We start from the raw sequence: 21,177 nt of genomic DNA on the forward strand, positions 1-21,177 counted from the left end.
GGAGGCGATCAGTTGTTCACGCGCGAGAGGTAGGAACCGTCGCGGGTGTCGATCTTGAGCACGTCGCCGGTCTCGATGAACAGCGGGACCTGGACCTCGGCGCCGGTCTCCAGGGTGGCCGGCTTGGTGCCGCCGGTGGAGCGGTCGCCCTGCAGGCCCGGGTCGGTCTGCGAGACGGTGAGATCGACGGAGACGGGCAGCTCGGCGAAGAGCGGCTCGCCCTCGTGGAAGGACACCTGGACGGAGGTGTTCTCCAGCAGGAAGCGCGCGGCGTCGCCCATCAGGTGCGGGGCGAGGTTGATCTGGTCGTAGGTCTTCTCGTCCATGAGGACGTAGTCCTCGCCGTCGCGGTACAGGAAGGTCATGTCGCGGCGGTCCACGGTGGCGGTCTCGACCTTGACGCCGGCGTTGAACGTCTTGTCGGTGGTCTTGCCGGAGACGACGTCCTTCAGCTTCGTGCGCACGAACGCGGGGCCCTTGCCCGGCTTGACGTGCTGGAACTCGACGATCTGCTGCAGCTTGTTGTCGATCTTCAGCACGAGGCCGTTCTTGAAGTCGGAGGTGGATGCCACGAATAGCTCCTGTTGGGGTAGACGACGGGTCTGACCGGTACACGATACCCCCGTGACCCCGCCCAATGCGAAAGGGACTCGCCGGACGGGATCGCGCCGCAGGCCGGGTCAGACGGTTTTCGGCAGCGGGGTGATGATCTCGGGCTCGCCGTCGGTGACGATGACGGTGTCCTCGATGCGCACGCCACCGTAGCCGGGGACGTAGATGCCGGGCTCGATGGTCAGCGTCATGCCGGTGACCAGCGTCTCCGTGGACCGGCTCGACGCGTAGGGGGCCTCGTGGACGTCGAGGCCGATGCCGTGACCGGTGGAGTGGACGAAGTACTCGCCGTGGCCGGCGGCGACGATGATCTCGCGGCAGGCGCGGTCGACGTCGGCCAGCGGGGTGCCCGGGCGCGCTGAGGCGACGCCGGCGAGCTGTGCCCGCAGGACCGTCGAGTAGATCTCCATGGCGAAGTCCTCGGCGGCGTCCGGCCCGCCGACGATGAGCGTGCGCGTCATGTCCGAGTGGTAGCCGTCCTTGGCCGCGCCGAAGTCGATGGTGAGCAGATCACCGTCGCGCAGTTCACGATCCTCGGCGCCCGCGTGCGGCTTCGCGGAGTTCGGGCCCGAGGCGACGATCGTGTCGAACGCGATGCCGTCGGCTCCCCCGATGCGCATGCGGTGCTCCAGCTCGGCGGCGACGTCCCGCTCGGTGTTGCCGGCGGCGATGGCGCCGGATTCGAGGAGGCCCTCGAACGCCTTCACCGCGATGTCGGCGACCGCGCGCAGCGCCTCGAGTTCGGCGTCGTCCTTGACCGCACGGAGCTTTTCGACGAGGTCGGCGGTCTCCACCAATTCCTCGCCCTTGGCCGCATCCAATGCCGCCGCGATGCGGCGCATGGCTGCGACGGTGACGTGGCCGGCTTCGAAGCCGAGGCGCTTGACCCCGGCCCGCCCGGCCAGCTCGATGGCGCAGTTTCGGGACAGGTGCAGCTCCAGATCCGGCGCCTCGACGCCGATCTGGGTCGTGTAGCGGCCATCGGTGGACACCATGGCCCGGCCGTCGGCGTAAACGAGCACGGCGCCGTTGGACCCGGTGAATCCGGTCAACCAGCGCACGTGCTGCGGATGATCGACGACGATGGCGTCGCAGCCGGCGTCCTCGAGCTCGGCGGCCAACAGGGCGCGGCGATCGGCGTACGAAACGGTCGAGCTCATCGGGTGGTCCCTTCGTCGGTCTTCTGCCCGGCCGTGATCTGCGCCGCCACTCGCCTCAGCGCCAAGCCGTACCCGTTGGTCCCGCAGCCGACGATGATGCCGGCGGCCAGCGGCGAAAGCAGCGACGTGTGCCGGAACTCCTCGCGGGCGTGGACGTTGGAGATGTGCACCTCGTGGAAACCGGCGCCATCGGCGACCTCGGCGAGGGCGTCGCGTAGGGCGACCGACGTATGCGTCAAGCCGCCGGGGTTGATGATGATCGGTCGCCCCTTGTCCGCCGCCTCGTGGACCCAGTCGATGAGCTCGCCCTCGTGATTGGACTGGCGGCAGTCGACGGTCACGCCGAGCTCGTCGGCAAGCGATTCCAGGCCCGCGACGACGTCGGCGAGCGTGGTCGAACCGTAAACCTCGGGCTCGCGCTTGCCCAGGCGATTGAGGTTGGGGCCGTTCAGCACGACGACGGTGGGCGGGTTCCCGGCGGCGCTCATCGGGCCGACTCCTCGGCGGCGGGGCGCCCGGCGGCGGCCAGCGCCGCATAGGCCTCGCGCAGCTGATCCTCGGACGGGCCCTCCAGACGCGAGGTCTCCCCCGGTGCCGTGAGCACCACGAAGCGGATGGTGCCGCGGCGGTTCTTCTTGTCGCGGGTCATGCCGGAGAACAGCTCGTCGTACAACCCGTCCGGGTACGTGGTGGGCAGGCCGATGGACTCCAGGATCGTGCGGTGGCGCTCGACCAGATCGGCGTCGATGAGCCCGGCGATGCGGGCCAGCTCCGCGACGTAGACCATGCCGACGGCGACGGCGTGGCCGTGGCGCCAACGGTAATCCTCGTGGCGTTCGACGGCGTGGCCGAAGGTGTGGCCGTAGTTGAGCGTCTCGCGCAGCCCGGCCTCCTTCAGGTCCTCCGACACCACGTGCGCCTTGACGCGGATGGCGCGCTCGATGAGCTCCGGCAGGGCGCCGTCGACGTCGAGGCACGCGGCCGGGTCCGACTCGTAGAGGTCGAGGATCGCGGTGTCGGAGATGAAACCGGCCTTGATGATTTCGGCGGAACCGGCGACGAGCTCCGCGTGCGGCAGGGTGCGCAGGAAGTCGAGGTCCACGAAGACGCCCGACGGCTCGTGGAACGCGCCGACCAGGTTCTTGCCCGCGGCGGTGTTGATGCCGGTCTTGCCGCCGACGGCCGCGTCGACCATGGCCAACAGCGTGGTGGGCACCTGGTAGACCTTGATGCCCCGCATCCACGCCGCCGCGACGTAGCCGCCGAGGTCGGTGGCCGCCCCGCCACCGACGGCGACCACCGCGTCGGCGCGGCCCACGCCGCGCTCGCCCAGGACGTCCCAGCAGCGTCCGGCGGACTCCAGCGTCTTGCCGTGCTCGGCGTCCTCGATCTCGAGGGTGAAGGCGTTGACGCCCTTGGCGGCCACCGCTTCGGCGATGCGGTTGGCGGCGCCGGCGACGCTGCCCTGGTGGATCACGCAGACGTTGGCCGCCTGGCCCGCGGCCTCGGCGATCTCGGCGACGAGGCCGGTGCCGATGCGCACCTCATAGGGGGCGGGTCCGTTGACGGGGATGCTGGTCACGGTTCGCGGGGTCCTTTCGGGGCGCGGGGTGGATGGTGGGGCCGAACCCGATCGAGCCTAGCCGGAACGGGGCCGGATCAGGGCCGGATCAGGTCCGGATCGGGAACGATCCGAATCGCTCAGTCCTGCTCGCAGTCGCCGTCGGCGGAATCGAGGTAGCCGAGGATCTCCGCGACGACGCGCTGCGGCGACCGGGAGTCGGAGCGGGCCTTGAAGCTCGCGACCTCCTCGTAGAACGGGCGGCGGAACTCGTACAGGCGGCGGTAGTGCTCTGCCGGATCATCGGCGGCCAGGACCGGCCGACCGGACTCGCCGGCGGTGCGGCGGACGCCCTCTTCGATGCTGACCTCAAGGTAGACGACGTCGTGGTCGGCCAGGCGATCGCGGGTGGCCTGCGACAGCACGGCGCCGCCGCCCAGCGAGATGATCCCCGAGCGCTGCAGGGCCTCGGCGATGACCTCTTCCTCGATCTCTCGGAACTTCGGCTCGCCGAGGCGGGTGAACACGTTGCCGCAGGTGTCGCCCTCCCGCTCCTCGATCATGTGGTCGGTGTCGGTCAGCGGCGCATGCAGCGCGCGCGCCAGGCGACGCCCGATGGTGGACTTGCCGGCGCCGGGCGGACCGACCAGGACTACGCGGGGAGTTGCCATCGTCGACGCAACCTACTCCCAGTCCAGACGGTCCGCGACCTGGGCGAGGTAGCCGTCGACGTTGCGGCGCAGCTCGGTGAGCGAGTCGCCGCCGAACTTCTCGGTGACGGCGCGCGCCAGGGTCAGGGCGACCATCGTCTCGGCGACGACGCCGCCGGCGGGCACGGCGCACACGTCGGAGCGCTGGTGGATGGCGGTCGCGGCGGCGCCGGACTCCATGTCCACGGTCTTCAGCGCGCGCGGCACGGTGGAAATCGGCTTCATGGCGGCGCGGACGACCAGCGGCTGGCCGTTGGTCATGCCGCCCTCCAAGCCGCCGGCGCGGTTGGTCAGGCGATCGACGCCGCCGTCGACGCGGACCATCTCGTCGTGGGCCTGCGTGCCACGGCGGCGCGCCTCCTCGAAACCGTCGCCGATCTCGACGCCCTTGACGGACTGGATGCCCATCAGGGCCGACGCCAGCTGCGCGTCCAACCGCGCCTCGCCGGAGATGTGCGAGCCCAGGCCGACGGGCAGCCCGTGGACGACGACCTCGACGATGCCGCCGAGCGTGTCGCCCTGCTTCTTCGCGGCCTCGATCTCGGCGACCATCGATTCCTCGGCCTCCTTGGAGAAGGCGCGCACGGGCGAATCGTCGATGGCGTCCTGGTCGGCGAAGGTCGGCAGGTCGCCCTCGTAGGGCTGCGACGCACCGATGGAGATGACGTGGCTGACGATCTCGACGCCCAGCGCCTCGCGCAGGATCGACCGCGCGACGGTGCCGGCGGCGACGCGCGCGGCGGTCTCGCGGGCCGAGGACCGCTCGAGGATGTTGCGGGCGTCCGTGTGCCCGTACTTCAGCATGCCGTTGAAGTCGGCGTGGCCCGGGCGCGGGCGGGTCAGTGTGGCGCCGCGGGCGCCGTCGAGCTCGGCCGGGTCGACCGGGTCGGCGCTCATGACGGTGGTCCACTTGGGCCACTCGGTGTTGCCGATCATGATGGCCACCGGCGACCCCAGCGTGCGGCCGTGGCGCACGCCGCCGAGCAGCGTGACCTCGTCGGCCTCGAACTTCATGCGGGCGCCGCGGCCGTAGCCGAGGCGGCGGCGGGCGAGCTGCCGGGAGACGTCGTCCCGGGTGAGGGGGAAATCGGCGGGGACGCCCTCGATCATGGCGACGAGCGCCTGCCCGTGCGATTCTCCTGCGGTGGTCCATCGAAGCATGCGGACATCATCTCATGTTCGTAACGCCCATCACCCCATAGGTCCCCCGAGCATGACCCCCGCGCACGCGACCAGCATCGATGGCCCATGCGGAAGCCTCTTTTCCCGCACCAGCATCCCCGCGATGCCCGTCAGCAGACCCGCGATCACCATGGCAAGCAGCGTGCCCGGCACGCCCGCCGCGACGGCGGTGGCTCCCCCGAGCGCCAGCGCCAGTTTCACGTCCCCGCCGCCCATCGCGCCGTGCTTGACGACGCCCACCGCCCCATATGCGCCGGCCCACGTCGCGGCGCCGAGGGCGAAAGCGGTGGACGAGCCGTCGTAAAGCGAAAAAAGCCCCGCCACCGCGCCCGCCGGCAGGGTCAGATGGTCCGGGAGACGGCGCGACGTCAGGTCGTGCCACGCCAGCCACGCCGCCCAGGGCACGAAAGCGCACCAGAACGGCCACCAGCCGATCACCCCGGACGAGAGCCCCCACCCCATGGGCGGAAGATTAACCCGGGAAGAGGGCCTCCCGCATGGCGGCCTCCGGGGCGGGCCTGCCGGTGAACTGCTCGAACTGGCCCAGCGCCTGATGGAGCAGCATGGTCAGCCCGCCGAGGGCGGCGTGGCCGTTGCGTTCGGCGGCCTGCACCAGCGGCGTGGGCCACGGGTCGTAGATGACGTCGAGGATGCGCGGCGCGCGGGCCAGAGGGCCGGCGTAGCCTTCCAGCGCCTCCGACGGCACGGTGGAGACCAGGACATCGGCGGCGCCGGCGACGTCGGCGAGATTCGGGGCCGTGAACGGCACCCACGTGAAGCCCACGCCGAGCTGGGCCGCCAGCGGCTCCAGGGCGTAGACGCGCTCCGACCGGGCGACCGCGGAAACGTGGCGCACGCCGGCCTTCGCCAGCGCCCACAACGCCGGTCGGGCCGTGCCGCCGGCCCCGACGAGCACCGCGCGGCCGTCGGGCAGCCGGTGGGCGCCGAGTTCGCGCAGGGCGCCCGTGACGCCGTCGCAATCGGTGTTGTCCGCGCGCCAGCCGTCGCCGACGCGCACCAGCGTGTTCGCCGACCCGATGGCCCGGGCGCGGTCGGTGGCCTCGTCGGCGAAATCCAGGGCCGCGAACTTGCCCGGCATGGTCACCGAGAAGCCGGCGTAGGAGGCGTCGGCGCCGCCGACGATGCCCGGCAGCTCCTCCGCCGCGCATCGGAAGCGCCCGTACTCCCAGTCCTCGAGGCCCAGCGCCGCGTAGCCCGCGTTGTGCAGGATCGGCGAGCGCGAATGCTCGACCGGATCGCCCAGGACCGCGGCGCGGTGCGCGATCGCCGGGGTCATCGGTTGGAGTCGAGGACGCCGTTGGCGATGGACTCCTGGATCGCCACCTGGTGCTCCTCGAAGGTCGTGGTGAAGACCGTGCGGCCATCCTTGTCCACGGTGACGAAGTACAGCCACGGCCCCTCGGCGGGGTTCTCCATGGCGGTGATCGCCTCGATCGACGGCGACGCGATCGGGGTGTCCGGCAGACCGTCCTTGGCGTAGGTGTTCCACGCGGTGACGCGGGCGCGGTCCTCGTCCGTGGTGGCGATCTCCTGGTCCTCCAGGTCGTAGTTGACCGTGGAGTCGAACTGCATGCGCATCGGCTCCTCGAGACGGTTGAGGATCACGCGGGCGACCTTGTCGAAGTCGCCGTCCGGCGCCTCCATCTGGATCAGCGAAGCTGCCGTGATCAGCTCGTACGGCGACAGGCCGACGCGCTGGGCGGAGGCCTCGAGGCCGGTTTCCTCGTACCGCGCCGCGGACTCGGACACCAGCGAGTAAATGATCTCGCCGGCCGACGCCTGCGGGTTGAACTGGTGGACGCCTGGCGTGATCAGGCCCTCGAGGCGGCGCGGATCGTCGCCGCGGGAGCCGACCTCGTTCGCGGCCCACGCGGGCACGCCGAGGGCGGCCGGGTCCATGGTGCCCGCCGCCTGCTCGAGCTCGGCGGTGGAGACGCAGTCGCCCTCCCCCATGCACGAGGCTTCGGAGATGAGGGTGAAGATGCCCTTGCGGACGTCATCCGACGCCACGATGTGGGTGTCCATCAGACGCGTGCCCGTCGGGATGTCTACGGTGCCGGCCTGGTTGGCCGAGTCCAGCAGCGCCTCGACGGCGGAGGCCGCCGACATCTTCTTCTCCAGGCGGTAGAAGCCCGGCTGCAGCTCACCGGAGCGGGAGTGGGAGTTCGCCGCGGACATGAAGGCGTCCTCGGTGGCGACGATGCCCTGTTCGGTCAGTTCCGTCGACAGATCCGACAGGGACGAACCCTGCGCCACCTCGACGACCACGGTCTCGCCGTTGCCCTCGCCGGTGAAGTCGCCCGACACCCCGCCGCGCATCCACAGGAAGCCGACGCCGGCGAGGATGATCACGCTCAACAACACCGAGGTGACGTTGATCGCCATCGACGTCTGGCGGCGACGGACACGTCCGCGGCGGCCTTTTCGGGGCTTCGCGGTCCTTGCGGCCGACTTGGGGCCAGTGCTCATCTCGGTCTCCTCGGGGACGGGCACCCGACCGGACAAGGTGGTCGGGACAATCTTGTTGATTCTCCCCCATGTGACGCCCGATTGTCACATTTCAATCACGGAGTGTCGCGCAGAGCGTCACGGCGCTGATCCAACCATGACTGCAGGATCTCCACCGCCGCCGCCTGATCGATGATGCGGCGGCCCCCCTTGACGTCGATTCCGGCCTGGTGAAGACGGGATTGGGCCAGCACGGTGGTCATGCGTTCGTCGGCCATGCGAATGCGCACGCCCTCCCCCAAACGGCGCCGCAACCGGAAGGCGACGTCCCCTGCCTTGCGGGCCGACGTGCCCGGTTCACCGTCGAGCATGAGCGGCAGGCCGATGACGATCTCGACCACCTCCAGCTCCTCCGCGAGCTCCACCAGGCGGTCGATGTCGGCGCCGTCGGGGCCGCGGCGGCCGGTTGCCCGGGCGATGGTCTCCACCGGAGTGGCCAGCAGACCATCGGGATCGGACATGGCGACGCCCACGCGGACGTCGCCGACGTCGATGCCCAGGCGCCGCCCGCGGCCGGGGTCGTCGGAACCGGGGCGGTCGAACCGGAGCGTGGCCATGAACTAGCCCAGCGAGTCCGCGATCGCGGCCAAGCCGGCGTCGATGCCCGCGGGCTCGGAGCCGGAGCCCTGCGCCAGCTGAGGCTTGCCGCCGCCGCGGCCGCCGATGCGCTCGCCCAGGAGCTTCACCAGGTCGCCGGCCTTGTGGCCGGCGTCGACGGCGGCGTCGGTGACGGCGACCGCGAAGGGCGCCTTCCCGTCGGCCTCGGCGGCCAGCGCGATGATCGCGGGACGGTCGGAGAGACGGCCGCGCAGGTCGTTCGCCAGCGAACGGATGTCCTTGGCCTGGGTGCCCGCGGGCAGCTGCAGGCCCAGGAAGGTCACGTCGCCGATGACGCGCGCCTGGTCCAGGTGCGACTGGGCGTCGGCAAGCAGGCGGGCGGCCTTGAGGTCGGCGACCTGCTTCTCCGCTGCCTTCAGGCGCTCGGACAGCTGCGCGATGCGGTCCGGCAGCTGCGCCGACGGGGACTTGAACTCGGCGGCGAGGCGCTCGGCGAGCATGCGCTCGGTGGACAGGTACCGGAAGGAATCCATGCCGGAGTACGCCTCGATGCGGCGCACGCCGGAACCGATCGACGACTCGCCCAGCACGGCCACCGGGCCGATCTGGGAGGTGTGGTCGACGTGGGTGCCGCCGCACAACTCCATGGAGAACGGGCCGCCCATCTCGACGACGCGGACCCGGTCGCCGTAATTCTCGCTGAACAGGGCCATGGCGCCCATGGCGCGGGCCTCGTCGAGCGAGGTCTCGATGGTGTTGACGCGGTAGTCGGCGTCGGCGGCCTCGTTGGCGATGGCCTCGATGCGCGACACCTGCTCCGGGGTCAGCTGCTCGCCGTACTTGAAGTCGAAGCGCAGGTAGCCCGGCTTGTTCATCGAACCGGCCTGCGTGGCGGTGGAACCGAGGACCTCGCGCAGCGCGCCGTGGATGAGGTGCGTGGCCGAGTGGGCCTGCTCCGCCTTGTGGCGCCACGCCGGATCGACGGCGACCTCCGCCAGCTCGCCGACGGCCAGCTCGCCGCCGACGACGCGGCCCTTGTGCAGCCACAGCTTCTTGCCCACGCGCTGGACGTCGTCGACCTCCAGCACCGCGCCGGAGGCGGTGGTGATGCGGCCGTGATCGGCCATCTGGCCGCCGCCCTCGGCGTAGAGCGGGGAACGGTCGAGGATCAGCTCGACTTCGCCGCCCTCGGAGGCGCGCTCCAGGCGCGCGCCGTCGGCGACGAGACCGACGACGGTGGCCTCGTCGACGAGCTTGTCGTAGCCGGTGAACTCGGTCGGGTGCTCGTCGATGAACTCGCGGTAGACGCCGAGGTCGCCGTGGGTGCGCTTCTTGGCGGCGTTGTCGGCCTTGGCGCGGGCGCGCTGCTGCGCCATTTCGCGGTCGAACTCGTCGCGGTCGACGACGAGGCCGGCCTCTGCGGCCATCTCCATGGTCAGGTCGATGGGGAAACCGTGGGTGTCGTGCAGGGCGAACGCATCGGCGCCGGCCAGCTGCGTCGACCCCTCCGACTTCGCCTTCGCGGCGACGCTTTCGAACAGGTGGGTGCCGGCCTCGAGGGTCTTCAGGAAGGCCTTCTCCTCGGTCAGCGTGACGCGCAGGATGCGGTCCCAGTTGTCGGTGATCTCCGGGTACGACGGCGTCATGGTGTCGCGGACGGACTCCATCAGCGGCTGCAGCGTCTCGCCGGTCGCGCCCAGCAGCCGCGCCGAGCGGATGATGCGGCGCAGCAGGCGGCGCAGGATGTAGCCGCGGTCCGAGTTGGACGGGGTGACGCCGTCGAGCATGAGCATCAGACCGGTGCGGCAGTGGTCGGCGATGACGCGGAAACGGACGTCGTCGACGTTGCCCGCCTCGCCGCCGGCGCCGTAGGTGGAGCCGGTGAGCTTTTCGGCGACGTCGATGACGGGGCGCAGCAGGTCGGTTTCGTAGACGTTCTCGACGCCCTGCAGCAGGAACGCGACGCGCTCGATGCCCATGCCGGTGTCGATGTTCTTCTTCGGCAGCGGGCCGAGGATCTCGAAGGAGTCCTTGCCGGTGCCCTCGCCGCGCTCGTTCTGCATGAAGACGAGGTTCCAGATCTCGATGTACCGGTCCTCGTCGGCCTCCGGGCCGCCCTCGACGCCGTACTCGGGGCCGCGGTCGTAGAAGATCTCCGAGCACGGGCCGCACGGCCCGGGCACGCCCATCGACCAGTAGTTGTCGGCCATGCCGCGGCGCTGGATGCGCTCTTCCGGGACGCCGACGACGTCGCGCCAGATGTCGTGCGCCTCATCGTCGTCGAGGTAGACCGTGACCCACAGCAGCTCGGGATCGATGCCGTAACCGCCGTCCTCGACCGAGTTGGTCAGCAGCGCCCACGCGTGCTTGATGGCGCCTTCCTTGAAGTAGTCGCCGAACGAGAAGTTGCCGGCCATCTGGAAGAAGGTGTTGTGGCGGGTGGTGATGCCCACCTCCTCGATGTCGAGGGTGCGCACGCACTTCTGGATGGAGGTGGCGGTGGCGAACTCCGGGGTCTGGTGGCCCAGGAAGTACGGCTTGAAGGGGACCATGCCCGCGTTGACGAACAGCAGGTTCGGGTCGTCGAGGACCAGCGAGGCGCTGGGGACCTCGGTGTGCCCCGCGTTCACGAAATGGTCGATGAAACGCTTCCGGATCTCATGGGTCTGCACGGAGTCGGGTCCCTCTTTCGCGACGTTCGGTGATTGCCGCGCGATTGCGGCGATAGCCGTGCCAGCATACCCCCTTGCCCGGGCTACTTCGGTGTCGGGCCGCCGCGTTTGCCGCGGGCGATTCCCCGCACGATCCCGCGCAGGGTGGCCAGGTGCTCGCGCATGGCGCGTTCCCGGCCGTGGGTGCCCGGACGGTAGTACTCGGCGTCGGCGAGCGGGTCCGGGGCGTACTGCTGCTTGACGACGCCCTTCGGGTCGTCGTGCGGGTACGCGTAGTCCACGGCGTTGCCCAGGGCCTTGGCGCCGCTGTAGTGGCCGTCGCGCAGGTGCGGCGGGACGGCGCCGTACTTTCCGGCGCGGACGTCCTTGAGCGCGGCGTCGATGCCGGTGATGACGGAATTCGACTTCGGGGCGGTGGCCAGGTGGATGACCGCCTGCGCCAAGGGCAGGCGCCCCTCGGGCAGGCCGATGAGCTGCACGGCCTCGGCGGCGGCGACGGCGACCTGCAGCGACGAGGGGTCGGCCATGCCGATGTCCTCGCTGGCCAGGATGATGATGCGGCGGGCGATGAACCGCGGGTCCTCGCCGCCCTCGATCATCCGGGCCAGGTAATGCAGCGCCGCGTCGACGTCGGATCCGCGCACCGACTTGATGAATGCGCTGGTGACGTCGTAATGCTGATCGCCGTCGCGGTCGTAGCGGACCACCGCGCGATTGACGGAGGCCTGCACCGTCGCCTCGTCGAGCACGCCCCCGTCGGGCACGGCCTCGGCGGCGGCCTCCAGGTACGTCAGCGAGCGGCGGGCGTCTCCCCCGGCCAACGCGACGAGCTGGTGCAGCGCGTCTTCGGCGATGGTCACCCTCCCGTTCAACCCGCGCTCGTCCGATGCCGCACGGCGGATGACTTCGGCGACGTCGTCGTCGGAAAGCGGCTCCAGCTGGAGCAGAAGGGACCGGCTCAGCAACGGGGAGACCACCGAGAAACTCGGGTTTTCCGTCGTCGCCGCCACCAGCAGCACGGTGCGGTTCTCCACCGCGCCGAGCAGGGCGTCCTGCTGGGTCTTGGAGAAGCGGTGGACCTCGTCGATGAAAAGCACCGTCTGCACGCCCTCGCGCACCAGGTGCTTGCGCGCCCGTTCGATGACGGCGCGCACTTCCTTCACGCCGGCGTTGAGGGCCGACAGCGCCTCGAACCGGCGGCCCGTGGACGTGGAAATCAGGCTGGCCAGCGTGGTCTTGCCCGTGCCGGGCGGCCCGAACAGGATGACGGAGGTGTCTCCCCCGCCGTCGACGAGCCGGCGCAGCGGCGCGCCCTCGCCGAGCAAATGCTTCTGCCCGACGACCTCGTCGAGGGTGCGCGGCCGCATCTTCACCGCCAGCGGCGCATGCGAGCCCGGATGGAAGTAGGCCCCGGCGTCGGCTCCGTCGCCCGATGTGCCCGATGCACCCGATGTGCCCGACCCCGGCACTCCGGAGAAGGGGTCGTCGAAAAGCCCCGGTTCACCCGCCATGTGGCGCCCCGCTTACCCGGACACCAGGGCGACCACCGCGCGGGCGAAGTCCCCGACCTCGCCGGAACGGGGGTCCTCGCAGCCGCCGGCGAAGATCTCCAGCGCACGCGCCGTGCCCAGCAGATCGCGCCGTTCCATCACGCCACCGCCGATGCCGGCGGAATCCTCGCGCTCCGCGGGCTCGACGGCCCCGGCGGTCAGCGCCTCCTGCGGCGAGCCGTAATGCAGGATGGTGACGGTGATCAGCGTCCACCCGAGCAGCGCCGTCATCAGACGGGTGCGCAGGTGCTGGTCGCCGACGACGCCCGGCCACAGCGGCCGGACCTCCTCCGCCCACGAGCGAACGAAGGCCTCGGTCTCCTCGGGGCTCGGCGGCCCGGTGAACACGTGCAGCGGGAAGCCCGCGATGACGCTGGCGACGTCGAACGTGGCGTCGCGGAAACCCGCCCACTCGTAGTCGAGGAACGCCACGCGGTTGGCCATCATGATGTTGTCCGGGGCCAGGTCGAAGGGCGTGAACGCCCGGTGGTGGCCCGAGGAGATCCGGCGCGCGGCTTCCGCGGCGAGACCGCGGACGCCGTCGGTCACGGTCAGGCCGGCGGCCTCGATGCGGCCCATGCCGGACTCGATGGCCCGGACGATGCCGCGATCGCGCTCGCCGGAGACGTCCTCGTCGCCGCGGTGGCGGGCCCACATGCGCGACAACAGCGTGTTGAACCCGTCCTCGCGCTCCGCGGTGCCCGCGTGCATGCGGCCCAGCGCCGCCCCGAGCGAGCGCAGCGCACGCAGCCGCGCGTCGGAATCGCCGCCGTCCAGGACATCGGCCAAGGTCGGCGCGTCGCCGGCGTCGGAAATGACGATGATCCTCTTGGCCACGTCATGCGCCAACAACTCCGGGCCCGGGCGCACGTCCTCCGGCAGCGACGTGGCGAACTGGTACGCCACGATCTCGCGCAGCAGCGCCGGATCCGCACCCGCCGCCGACGACTCCGGCAGCCGCTTGACCACCAGGGACCGCACCGGCAGGAACGGATTCGGTGACACCCGCAGACGCAGCACCATCGCACGGCTTGAACCGCCCAGATCCTCTGGGTCGGTCAGCTCCGGGCGGCCGCCGAAGCGCGACGCCAGCAGCTCTCCGGCCGTCGCGATGACGTCGGCGACGTCGTGCTCGTTGCTCGGGTTGTCGAGGGAATCCATGATCTCCTTGGGCTCGCGCCCTCATCGTGCTGCGGTGGCGGCTGCGGCTGCGGCCGCCACCTGGCCGGACTACTTGCCCGGCTTGGTTGCCCGGACTACTTCGCCTGCTCGGCGTCCGGGTTCTTCTGCTTGGACTTGTCCGCCTTCGGCTTGAAGTCGATGCCCGACTCCTTGCGCTGCTGGGCGGTCACCGGCGCCGGGGCGTCGGTCAGCGGATCGACGCCGCCGCCGGACTTGGGGAAGGCGATGGTCTCGCGGATGGAATCGACGCCGGCGAGCAGCGAGACGATGCGGTCCCAGCCGAACGCGATGCCGCCGTGCGGCGGGGCGCCGAAGGCGAAGGCGTCGAGCAGGAAGCCGAACTTCTCGTGGGCCTCCTCGTCGGAGATGCCCATGACCTCGAACACGCGCTTCTGCACGTCCTGACGGTGGATTCGGATGGAACCGCCGCCGATCTCGTTGCCGTTGCAGACGATGTCGTACGCGTAGGCCAGCGCCTCGCCCGGCTCCTTGTCGAAGGTGTCCAGGTGCTCCGGCTTCGGCGACGTGAACGCGTGGTGCACGGCGGTCCAGGCGGAGTGGCCCAGGGCGACGTCGCCCGAGGCCTTGGCGTCGGCGGCCGGCTCGAACATCGGCGCGTCGACGACCCAGGTGAAGGCCCAGTCGCCGTCCTTGATCAGGCCCAGCTTCTCGGCGATGGCACCGCGGGCGGCGCCGAGCAGGGCGCGGGCGGACTTGGTCTCGCCGGCGGCGAAGAAGATGCAGTCGCCCGGCTTGGCGCCGACGTGGGCGGCGATGCCCTCGCGCTCGGCGTCGGTGATGTTCTTGGCCACCGGGCCGGCCAGCTCGCCGTCTTCGCCGACGAGGATGTACGCCAGGCCCTTGGCGCCGCGCTGCTTGGCCCACTCCTGCCACGCGTCGAGCTGGCGGCGCGGCTGCGAGGCCCCGCCCTCCATGACGACGGCGCCGACGTACTCGTTTTTGAACACGCGGAAGGTGGTGTCCTTGAAGAACTCGGTGCACTCGGTCAGCTGGATGTCGAAGCGCAGGTCCGGCTTGTCGGAGCCGTACTTCTCCATGGCCTCGCGGTAGGTCATGCGCGGGATCGGGGTGGTGATCTCGTAGCCGCCCTCGCGCCAGATGGCCTTCAGGATCTCCTCGGCCAGGGCGATGACATCGTCCTGCTCGACGAAGCTCATCTCGACGTCGAGCTGCGTGAACTCCGGCTGGCGGTCGGCGCGGAAATCCTCGTCGCGGTAGCAGCGGGCGATCTGGTAGTAGCGCTCCATGCCGCCGACCATCAGCAGCTGCTTGAACAGCTGCGGCGACTGCGGCAGGGCGTAGAAGGAACCGGGCTTCAGGCGGGCCGGCACCAGGAAGTCGCGGGCGCCCTCCGGGGTCGAGCGCGTCAGCGTCGGCGTCTCGATCTCGGTGAAGTCGTTCGAATCCAGCACGGCGCGGGCGGCTCGGTTCATCGCGGCGCGCAGGCGCATGATCTTCGCCGGGCCCTCGCGGCGCAGATCCAGGTAGCGGTACTTCAGGCGGGTCTCCTCGCCGACCTCGTTGGCGCTGGACGCGTCGTCGAGCTGGAACGGCAGCGCCGCCGACTCGTTGAGGATCTCGAGCTCGGTGACGTTGAGCTCGATGTCGCCCGACGCCAGGTTCGGGTTCTCCGAACCCTCCGGGCGCTTTTCGACGACGCCGGTCACCCGCACGCAGTACTCGCTGCGCAGATGGTGCGCCCGCTCGGCGACCTCGCTCTCGCGGAAAACGACCTGGGCGAGACCCGAACGGTCGCGCAGGTCGATGAAGATGACGCCACCGTGGTCGCGGCGGCGGGCCACCCAACCCGTGAGGGTGACGGACTGTCCGGCCTGGTCGGCGCGGAGCTCGCCGGCGAGATGCGTACGCAGCACTATTGGGGTCCTTCCAATGCTTTGCCTGAAATGAATGCTTGAAATGATTGCTCGATCATCGTCGCCCTCTCGGGCGCGCGTCGTAGGCAGTCTACCCGCCGCGCCGGATCGGCTCGGGGGCCGGGCCGTCGCAAAGCGGAGGTGGCCGAAGGCGCATGCACCGGAACTCCGTGAGCGCCGGTCAATCCGGAGTGATGCTCGTCTCGTGTCGGGCTCCCGCCGCGGCGTTCCTGCTGGCATACTCGGTGCATGACGTTCCGTTCAGATTTCCGAAAGAGCGGCGACCGCGCGCGCCGCGGTGGCGTCGGTGGCCGAGGCGGCATCGCCGTCGGCGGTGGCATCGGCGGCCTGCTGATGGTCGGCCTGTTCCTTCTCCTGGGCGGCGACCCCTCGCAGCTCCAGCAGCCGTCCCAGCAGGGTGGCGGCCAGCGGCAGACGCAGCAGGGCATGGACCACTGCCAGACCGGCGAGGACGCCAACAACAACGTCGACTGCCGCATCGAGTTCACCGGCATCTCCGTCGACCGGGTGTGGGAGGAGCAGCTGCCCGCCCAGGCCGGCATCGCCTACCAGGCGCCGGGCATCGAGATCTTCTCCGGATCGACGCAGTCCGGCTGCGGTTACGCCTCGGCATCGACCGGCCCGTTCTACTGCCCGGCCGACGAGTACTCCTACTACGACGTGTCCTTCTTCGATCAGCTGGAGCGCATGGGCGGCGGCGACGGTCCGCTGGCCCAGCAGTACGTGGTGGCCCACGAGTTCGCCCACCACATCCAGAAGCTCGAGGGCACGCTCGGCCGGTCCAACTACAACGACCCCGGCCCGGATTCCGATGCCGTCAAGGTCGAGCTGCAGGCCGATTGCTACGCCGGAATCTGGGCGCACTTCGCGGACAAGGGACCCGACGCCATCATCGAGCCGCTGACGGACCAGCAGGTCGCCGACGCCCTCCAGACCGCCCGCGCCATCGGCGACGACACCATCCAGGGCCACTCGGGCGGCGAGATCCGCCCCGACCTGTGGACGCACGGCTCCGCCGAACAGCGCGCCGACGCCTTCCTGACCGGCTACAAGACCGGCAAGATGGCCCAGTGCGACACCCTCGAGCGCGGGGTGTACAGCTAGTACCCCGCCTGGATCAGCGCGATGAGGCCCCAGACCGCACCGATCGCCAGGGCGATGATCGACGCGACGAGGACCACGAGCAGAACCACCGCCCCGATCAAGTAGCGTTTCGACGACTTCGCCGCACCGGCGGGGTCGTCGAGTGCTTTCACCATCAGCCGCTCGTTGCGGATGTTGGCTCGGAAGAAGAAGTCGAAGGCGTCCCCGATCAGCGGGATCGCGCCGATGGTCATGTCCAGCAGCAGATTGAACGCCATGCGCAGCAGAATGACGAACGGCACGCGGTAACGGATGCCGTCGATGACCAGCCCGGCCGTGGCCACCGCGCCCGCCGCATCGCCGACGCCGGGGATGATGCCGACGAGCGGGTCCAGCCCGACCCGCCGCTTCGTGCCCGGGATGGTGAACAGGTCATCCATCACGTGGGCGATCGCCCGCGAGGTGCGATTGAGGGACCGCGGGGCGGCGCCGGCGCCGCCGGCGGCATCGGCGGAATCGGGGTAACGGGACTGCGGACCACGGGAGCCGGGGCCGCGGGAGTCTGTATCACGAGCTTCCGAGCTGCGGGAGTGACGGTGATTGGCGTTCATGTTCACCAGCGTAGGCGCCGGTAGCGTGGATGCCATGACCGACGCCATGAACAACGATTCGACCCATGCCGTGACCGATGCCGTGACCGACCCATCCCCCGGCGGCAACGCCACCGCTTTCCTCGGCGCCTTCAACGACATCGAGGCTCATCTGCGCCGCGATCTGCGGGCGAAGCCGTCCGATGGGTTCAAGTGGATGGTCAACCTCAGCCACCGCAAGCATCGGCTTTCCGACGCCCAGCGTTCCGCGCTCATGGCCTTCTCCGACCTTCGCAACGCCATCAGCCACGGCGAGTACCGCAATGGCCGGCCCATCGCGGACCCGCTGCCGGAGACCGTCGCCGACGCCGAACGGCTGGCCCGTAATCTCATCGACCCGCCGACGGTGCTCGGGGTGCTCCCCGACCGGAAGCCCGTCACGGTGACGCCGGAGGATTCGGTGGAGAAGGTCTTCGCCGTGCTCGCCGAGTCGACCTATTCGCAGTTCCCCGTCTACGCGGGTGGCGTCGAGCGGGGCCGCTGCACCGCCTTGCTGACGACGGATGCCGTGGCCATCTGGGTCGCCCACGACTACGGCGACGACGGACGACTCGAGGCCAAGACCGTCGCCGACGTGCTCGAATGGGCCGGCTCCCGCGACATGCCCTACTTCATGCCACGCACGGTGACCGTGCAAGACGCCGTGACCGCGCTGACGATCCCGGGCGACGACGGTTTGGTGCCGCGGGCGCTGATCATCACCGAGCACGGCCGCCCCGACCAGAAACCGCTGCGCGTCGTCGGCGGCGCCGACCTGCCGACCCTCTGGGCCGAAGTGCAGCTCGGCTCCTACTAGGTCCGACCGGGATCAGCGCCGCTCACAGCATCGAGCCGAACGGCGGCACGTCCGGGTACTTTTCCAGCTTCTCCTTCATGGTCAGTTTCGCGTCGGGGTGCGTGGCATCGGGGCCGTAGAGGTCGTCGTACATGTCCATGGCGGCATCCAGTTCGGCTTCGCGCCGAGCCAAGGCTTCTTCCGTGATGCGCCGGGCCTCCTCCTCGGCCGCCTCCCGCCTTTCGTTGAATTCCCGGAGCACTGCCGTCTTGCGCGTCAACCGTGCATCGAACGTCTGGCGGCCGAACCCCGCCAATGGCCCGTCCGGCATCGTGGTGAACGTGTGCTCCCCGTCGCGGCTGGTCCACACTTCCGTCCCGTCGGGAAACGCGGTCACGTCCCACAGCTTCGACGTCTTCAGATTATGGTGGCGCCGGCACAACTTGTGCAGGTTCGGGGTGCTGGTCGGGCCTCCCGCGCTCGGATCTTCCTTGTCGAAGTTCATCACGTGGTCCGAATCGTCCTGGTGCGCCGGCCGGCAGCAACCGGGGAAACGGCACACCCCATCGCGTCCTTCGATGAACGCATCCATGGCCTCCGTGGGCACGTACCCGTCGGTGCTGCCGTTGGACGACATGCGCACGTGCGTGGCGCGCTTCGTCCATTCCTCCGTGGCCAGGCCGGACAACCACCCCGGACCCGACATCCACGCGCGCCCGCCGTCGATCGCCCGGTAGACGTTGAACACCACCTGCACCCGGGTCTTCGAACGGATCAAGTGCATCAGCGCTTCGGTCCGCGAGCACCCGTGGGCACGGGCGATGGCGTCGAGGCCGTCGAGGAACTCCCGGCCCTCGTCCGCGCGCAGAGTGGCCCTGAAACTGGTGTGGGTCGGCGAGCGATCGTCGACGTTGAACTGCCGATCCTCGGCGGGGTCCGGCGGCTCGGAGTCGTCCGGCGGATCCTTCGGCCGGACCTCCGGCTGGAGGACCTCGACGATGTGGCACAACTGCCTCGACAACGATTGCCACCCGACCAGCGCCTGCCGCGGCCTCTTCGGCGCCAGGTACCGCAGAAGGCGGTCGCAGAACGCGTCGAGATGATCATCGGCCAGGCAGTACACGGCGGAGGCGACTGCCTTCATGTGCGACATCGGCAGGAACGGCCGCTCCTCCAGCAGCTCCGCCAATCTCGGCAGACGTTCCAGGGCGATGCCCAGATCGCAGTAAGCGAAACCCTCGTTGCGGGTGATGCCCAACCGCGGATGCAAGGTGGCCAAGTGGTGCTCGACGTCGGCCATGGACTCGGGGCACGCCGCTTCGGCGATGACCAGATCGCGCGCATTGCGCTCCAACCCGGCCGCGCACAGCGGATCGCCCCGGTCCTCGTGGGCATAGCGGATGTCGGGAAACTCGAAGTGACGGCCATCGTCCTGGCCATCGGGTGGATCGTCGTCACGGTGGTGGGTGCCGGTGCAGTCAGTGTGCGCCATGGTCGGTCCCGGATTTGCTCGATCGAATGAAGGTTCACAAGAGCTTGTCGACGGACTCCCCCGGACCCCATCGCCGCGGGAGGTGACGGCTGCCAAACTCCCCCGCCGTCACCACCGATGATACCCCACATCGAATGAGCGTGCGACCCGAGCTGAATCGCCCACGGCAGTAATCGATGTGGACGTACCCATGTGCGAACCGCCGACGACGCCCCCACGTCCACACCCGTCGGCGCCACCCGCAAAAGGGCCGAACGAGGATGCGCGGGCCGTCGCAAAACAAGAACGCGGAACGCGACGCGCCGAACCCGCCTCTTGCACGATCGCCCCGCAAGCGTTATTGTTGACATATCACCAAAGTGGGACGGGAAGATCCCCCCCCGGCCCCGGAACAAGGAGCGAGCAACAATGCAGTTCGGCATCTTCACCATCGGCGACGTCACCACCGACCCGACCAACGGCACCACCCCCACCGAGCACGAGCGCATCGACGCCATGACCCAGATGGCGCTGAAGGCCGAGGAAGTCGGCCTCGACGTCTTCGCGACCGGCGAGCACCACAACCCGCCGTTCGTGCCCTCCTCCCCGACGACCCACCTGGGCTACATCGCGGCGAAGACCGAGAAGCTGCAGCTGTCGACGGCCACCACGCTGATCACCACCAACGACCCGGTGAAGATCGCCGAGGACTTCGCCTTCCTGCAGCATCTGGCCGGCGGCCGCGTCGACCTCATGATGGGCCGCGGCAACACCGGCCCGGTCTACCCGTGGTTCGGCAAGGACATCCGCCAGGGCATCCCGCTGGCCGTGGAGAACTACCACCTGCTGCGCCGCCTGTGGCGCGAGCGCCCCGTCAACTGGTCCGGCGAGTTCCGCACCCCGCTGCAGGGATACGTGTCCACCCCGTGGCCGCTGGACGACACCCCGCCGTTCGTCTGGCACGGCTCGATCCGCTCCGTGCAGATCGCCGAGCAGGCCGCGTTTTACGGCGACGGCTTCTTCCACAACAACATCTTCTGGAACAAGGAGCACACGGCGAAAATGGTGGGCATCTACCGCCGCCGCTTCGAGCAGTACGGCCACGGCCAGGCCGACCAGGCGATCGTGGGCCTCGGCGGCCAGGTCTTCATCGGCGACACCGAGGAAAAGGCGAAGAAGTTCTTCCGCCCCTACTTCGACAACGCCCCGGTCTACGGCCACGGCCCGACGCTGGAGGAGTTCACCGAGATGACGCCGCTGACCGTCGGCACCGTCGAGCAGGTCGTCGAGCGCACCATGCAGTTCGCCGATTGGGTCGGCGATTACCAGCGCCAGCTGTTCCTCATGGACCACGCGGGCCTGCCGCTGGAGGTCGTTCTCGAGCAGATCGAGATCCTGGGCAAGGAGGTCGTCCCGGAGGTCCGCCGCCGCATGGAGGCCCGCCGCCCGGAGCACGTGCCCTCCGACCCGCCGACCCACGCCACCCTCAAGCTCGACCGCGACCACCCGCACCACAAGGTGCAGCCGGGCCGCGTCGAGGACAAGTAGAACGGGAAAGGAGCGCCC

19 protein-coding genes are annotated in these 21,177 nt (G+C 69.8%); 3 read left to right on the top strand and 16 right to left on the bottom strand.

Annotated features, from left to right (window positions below; genetic code table 11):
• Positions 1-8: 8 nt before the first annotated feature.
• From efp to aspS, 14 genes are all read right to left on the bottom strand, one after another.
• Positions 9-572: an elongation factor P gene (gene efp, locus CX1_RS10890; RefSeq protein WP_046651394.1), complete on the bottom strand. Its 564-nt coding sequence runs from the start codon at positions 570-572 to the stop codon at positions 9-11.
• Positions 573-680: 108 nt separating this feature from the next.
• Entirely contained in the window at positions 681-1,772 is a 1,092-nt protein-coding gene (locus tag CX1_RS10895) for a M24 family metallopeptidase (protein ID WP_046651395.1), read from the bottom strand.
• The gene (gene aroQ, locus CX1_RS10900) at positions 1,769-2,260 is read right to left on the bottom strand and encodes a type II 3-dehydroquinate dehydratase (protein ID WP_046651396.1); all 492 of its coding nucleotides are present in this window, start codon (positions 2,258-2,260) and stop codon (positions 1,769-1,771) included. Before aroQ ends, CX1_RS10895 begins: the two co-directional genes overlap by 4 nt.
• The gene (gene aroB / locus CX1_RS10905) at positions 2,257-3,354 is read right to left on the bottom strand and encodes a 3-dehydroquinate synthase (RefSeq protein ID WP_060925672.1); all 1,098 of its coding nucleotides are present in this window, start codon (positions 3,352-3,354) and stop codon (positions 2,257-2,259) included. Before aroB ends, aroQ begins: the two co-directional genes overlap by 4 nt.
• A gap of 119 nt (positions 3,355-3,473) precedes the next feature.
• Positions 3,474-4,004 (bottom strand): shikimate kinase, encoded by a 531-nt coding sequence (locus tag CX1_RS10910; protein ID WP_046651397.1) that lies wholly within the window; start codon positions 4,002-4,004, stop codon positions 3,474-3,476.
• Positions 4,005-4,016: 12 nt separating this feature from the next.
• Positions 4,017-5,204 (bottom strand): chorismate synthase, encoded by a 1,188-nt coding sequence (gene aroC, locus CX1_RS10915; protein WP_046651398.1) that lies wholly within the window; start codon positions 5,202-5,204, stop codon positions 4,017-4,019.
• Positions 5,205-5,234: 30 nt separating this feature from the next.
• The gene (locus tag CX1_RS10920) at positions 5,235-5,687 is read right to left on the bottom strand and encodes a prepilin peptidase (RefSeq protein ID WP_046651399.1); all 453 of its coding nucleotides are present in this window, start codon (positions 5,685-5,687) and stop codon (positions 5,235-5,237) included.
• 10 nt (positions 5,688-5,697) lie between these two features.
• Positions 5,698-6,522: a shikimate dehydrogenase gene (locus CX1_RS10925; protein ID WP_060925673.1), complete on the bottom strand. Its 825-nt coding sequence runs from the start codon at positions 6,520-6,522 to the stop codon at positions 5,698-5,700.
• Complete coding sequence (locus CX1_RS10930) at positions 6,519-7,631, bottom strand: endolytic transglycosylase MltG (RefSeq protein ID WP_244465584.1); 1,113 nt, start codon at positions 7,629-7,631, stop codon at positions 6,519-6,521. The genes CX1_RS10925 and CX1_RS10930 overlap by 4 nt, the downstream gene beginning before the upstream one ends.
• A 179-nt stretch (positions 7,632-7,810) precedes the next feature.
• Positions 7,811-8,311, bottom strand: a complete 501-nt coding sequence (gene ruvX / locus CX1_RS10935; RefSeq protein WP_046651539.1) for a Holliday junction resolvase RuvX — start codon at positions 8,309-8,311, stop codon at positions 7,811-7,813.
• A 3-nt stretch (positions 8,312-8,314) separates the two neighbouring features.
• The gene (gene alaS / locus CX1_RS10940; protein ID WP_060925674.1) at positions 8,315-10,984 is read right to left on the bottom strand and encodes an alanine--tRNA ligase; all 2,670 of its coding nucleotides are present in this window, start codon (positions 10,982-10,984) and stop codon (positions 8,315-8,317) included.
• Positions 10,985-11,067: 83 nt separating this feature from the next.
• The gene (locus CX1_RS10945; protein ID WP_046651541.1) at positions 11,068-12,495 is read right to left on the bottom strand and encodes a replication-associated recombination protein A; all 1,428 of its coding nucleotides are present in this window, start codon (positions 12,493-12,495) and stop codon (positions 11,068-11,070) included.
• 12 nt (positions 12,496-12,507) lie between these two features.
• The gene (locus tag CX1_RS10950; RefSeq protein ID WP_046651542.1) at positions 12,508-13,695 is read right to left on the bottom strand and encodes a phosphotransferase; all 1,188 of its coding nucleotides are present in this window, start codon (positions 13,693-13,695) and stop codon (positions 12,508-12,510) included.
• A 95-nt stretch (positions 13,696-13,790) separates the two neighbouring features.
• A complete protein-coding gene (gene aspS, locus CX1_RS10955; protein WP_060925675.1) occupies positions 13,791-15,611 on the bottom strand; it encodes an aspartate--tRNA ligase in 1,821 nt (606 codons plus the stop codon).
• A 249-nt stretch (positions 15,612-15,860) separates the two neighbouring features.
• Between aspS and ypfJ the strand changes: the two genes are divergently transcribed.
• Positions 15,861-16,736, top strand: coding sequence for a KPN_02809 family neutral zinc metallopeptidase (gene ypfJ / locus CX1_RS10960; RefSeq protein WP_046651543.1), 876 nt, complete (start codon positions 15,861-15,863; stop codon positions 16,734-16,736).
• On the opposite strand, the gene CX1_RS12115 is transcribed toward ypfJ, so the two are convergent.
• On the bottom strand, positions 16,733-17,326 hold the full coding sequence (locus CX1_RS12115; RefSeq protein WP_169793218.1) for a DUF4112 domain-containing protein: 594 nt from the start codon (positions 17,324-17,326) through the stop codon (positions 16,733-16,735). The two genes, ypfJ and CX1_RS12115, sit on opposite strands and share 4 nt — an antisense overlap.
• Before the next feature lie 34 nt (positions 17,327-17,360).
• Here CX1_RS12115 and CX1_RS10970 point away from each other — a divergent pair, with 34 nt between their 5' ends.
• The gene (locus CX1_RS10970; RefSeq protein ID WP_244465581.1) at positions 17,361-18,161 is read left to right on the top strand and encodes a hypothetical protein; all 801 of its coding nucleotides are present in this window, start codon (positions 17,361-17,363) and stop codon (positions 18,159-18,161) included.
• A gap of 22 nt (positions 18,162-18,183) precedes the next feature.
• On the opposite strand, the gene CX1_RS10975 is transcribed toward CX1_RS10970, so the two are convergent.
• Positions 18,184-19,632, bottom strand: coding sequence for an HNH endonuclease signature motif containing protein (locus CX1_RS10975; RefSeq protein ID WP_052753374.1), 1,449 nt, complete (start codon positions 19,630-19,632; stop codon positions 18,184-18,186).
• A 408-nt stretch (positions 19,633-20,040) separates the two neighbouring features.
• Between CX1_RS10975 and CX1_RS10980 the strand changes: the two genes are divergently transcribed.
• A complete protein-coding gene (locus CX1_RS10980; RefSeq protein WP_046651545.1) occupies positions 20,041-21,159 on the top strand; it encodes an LLM class flavin-dependent oxidoreductase in 1,119 nt (372 codons plus the stop codon).
• Positions 21,160-21,177 lie beyond the last annotated feature (18 nt).

Origin of the sequence: Corynebacterium xerosis NBRC 16721 = ATCC 373 (assembly GCF_001552415.1) — a bacterium.
GTDB lineage: Bacteria > Actinomycetota > Actinomycetes > Mycobacteriales > Mycobacteriaceae > Corynebacterium > Corynebacterium xerosis.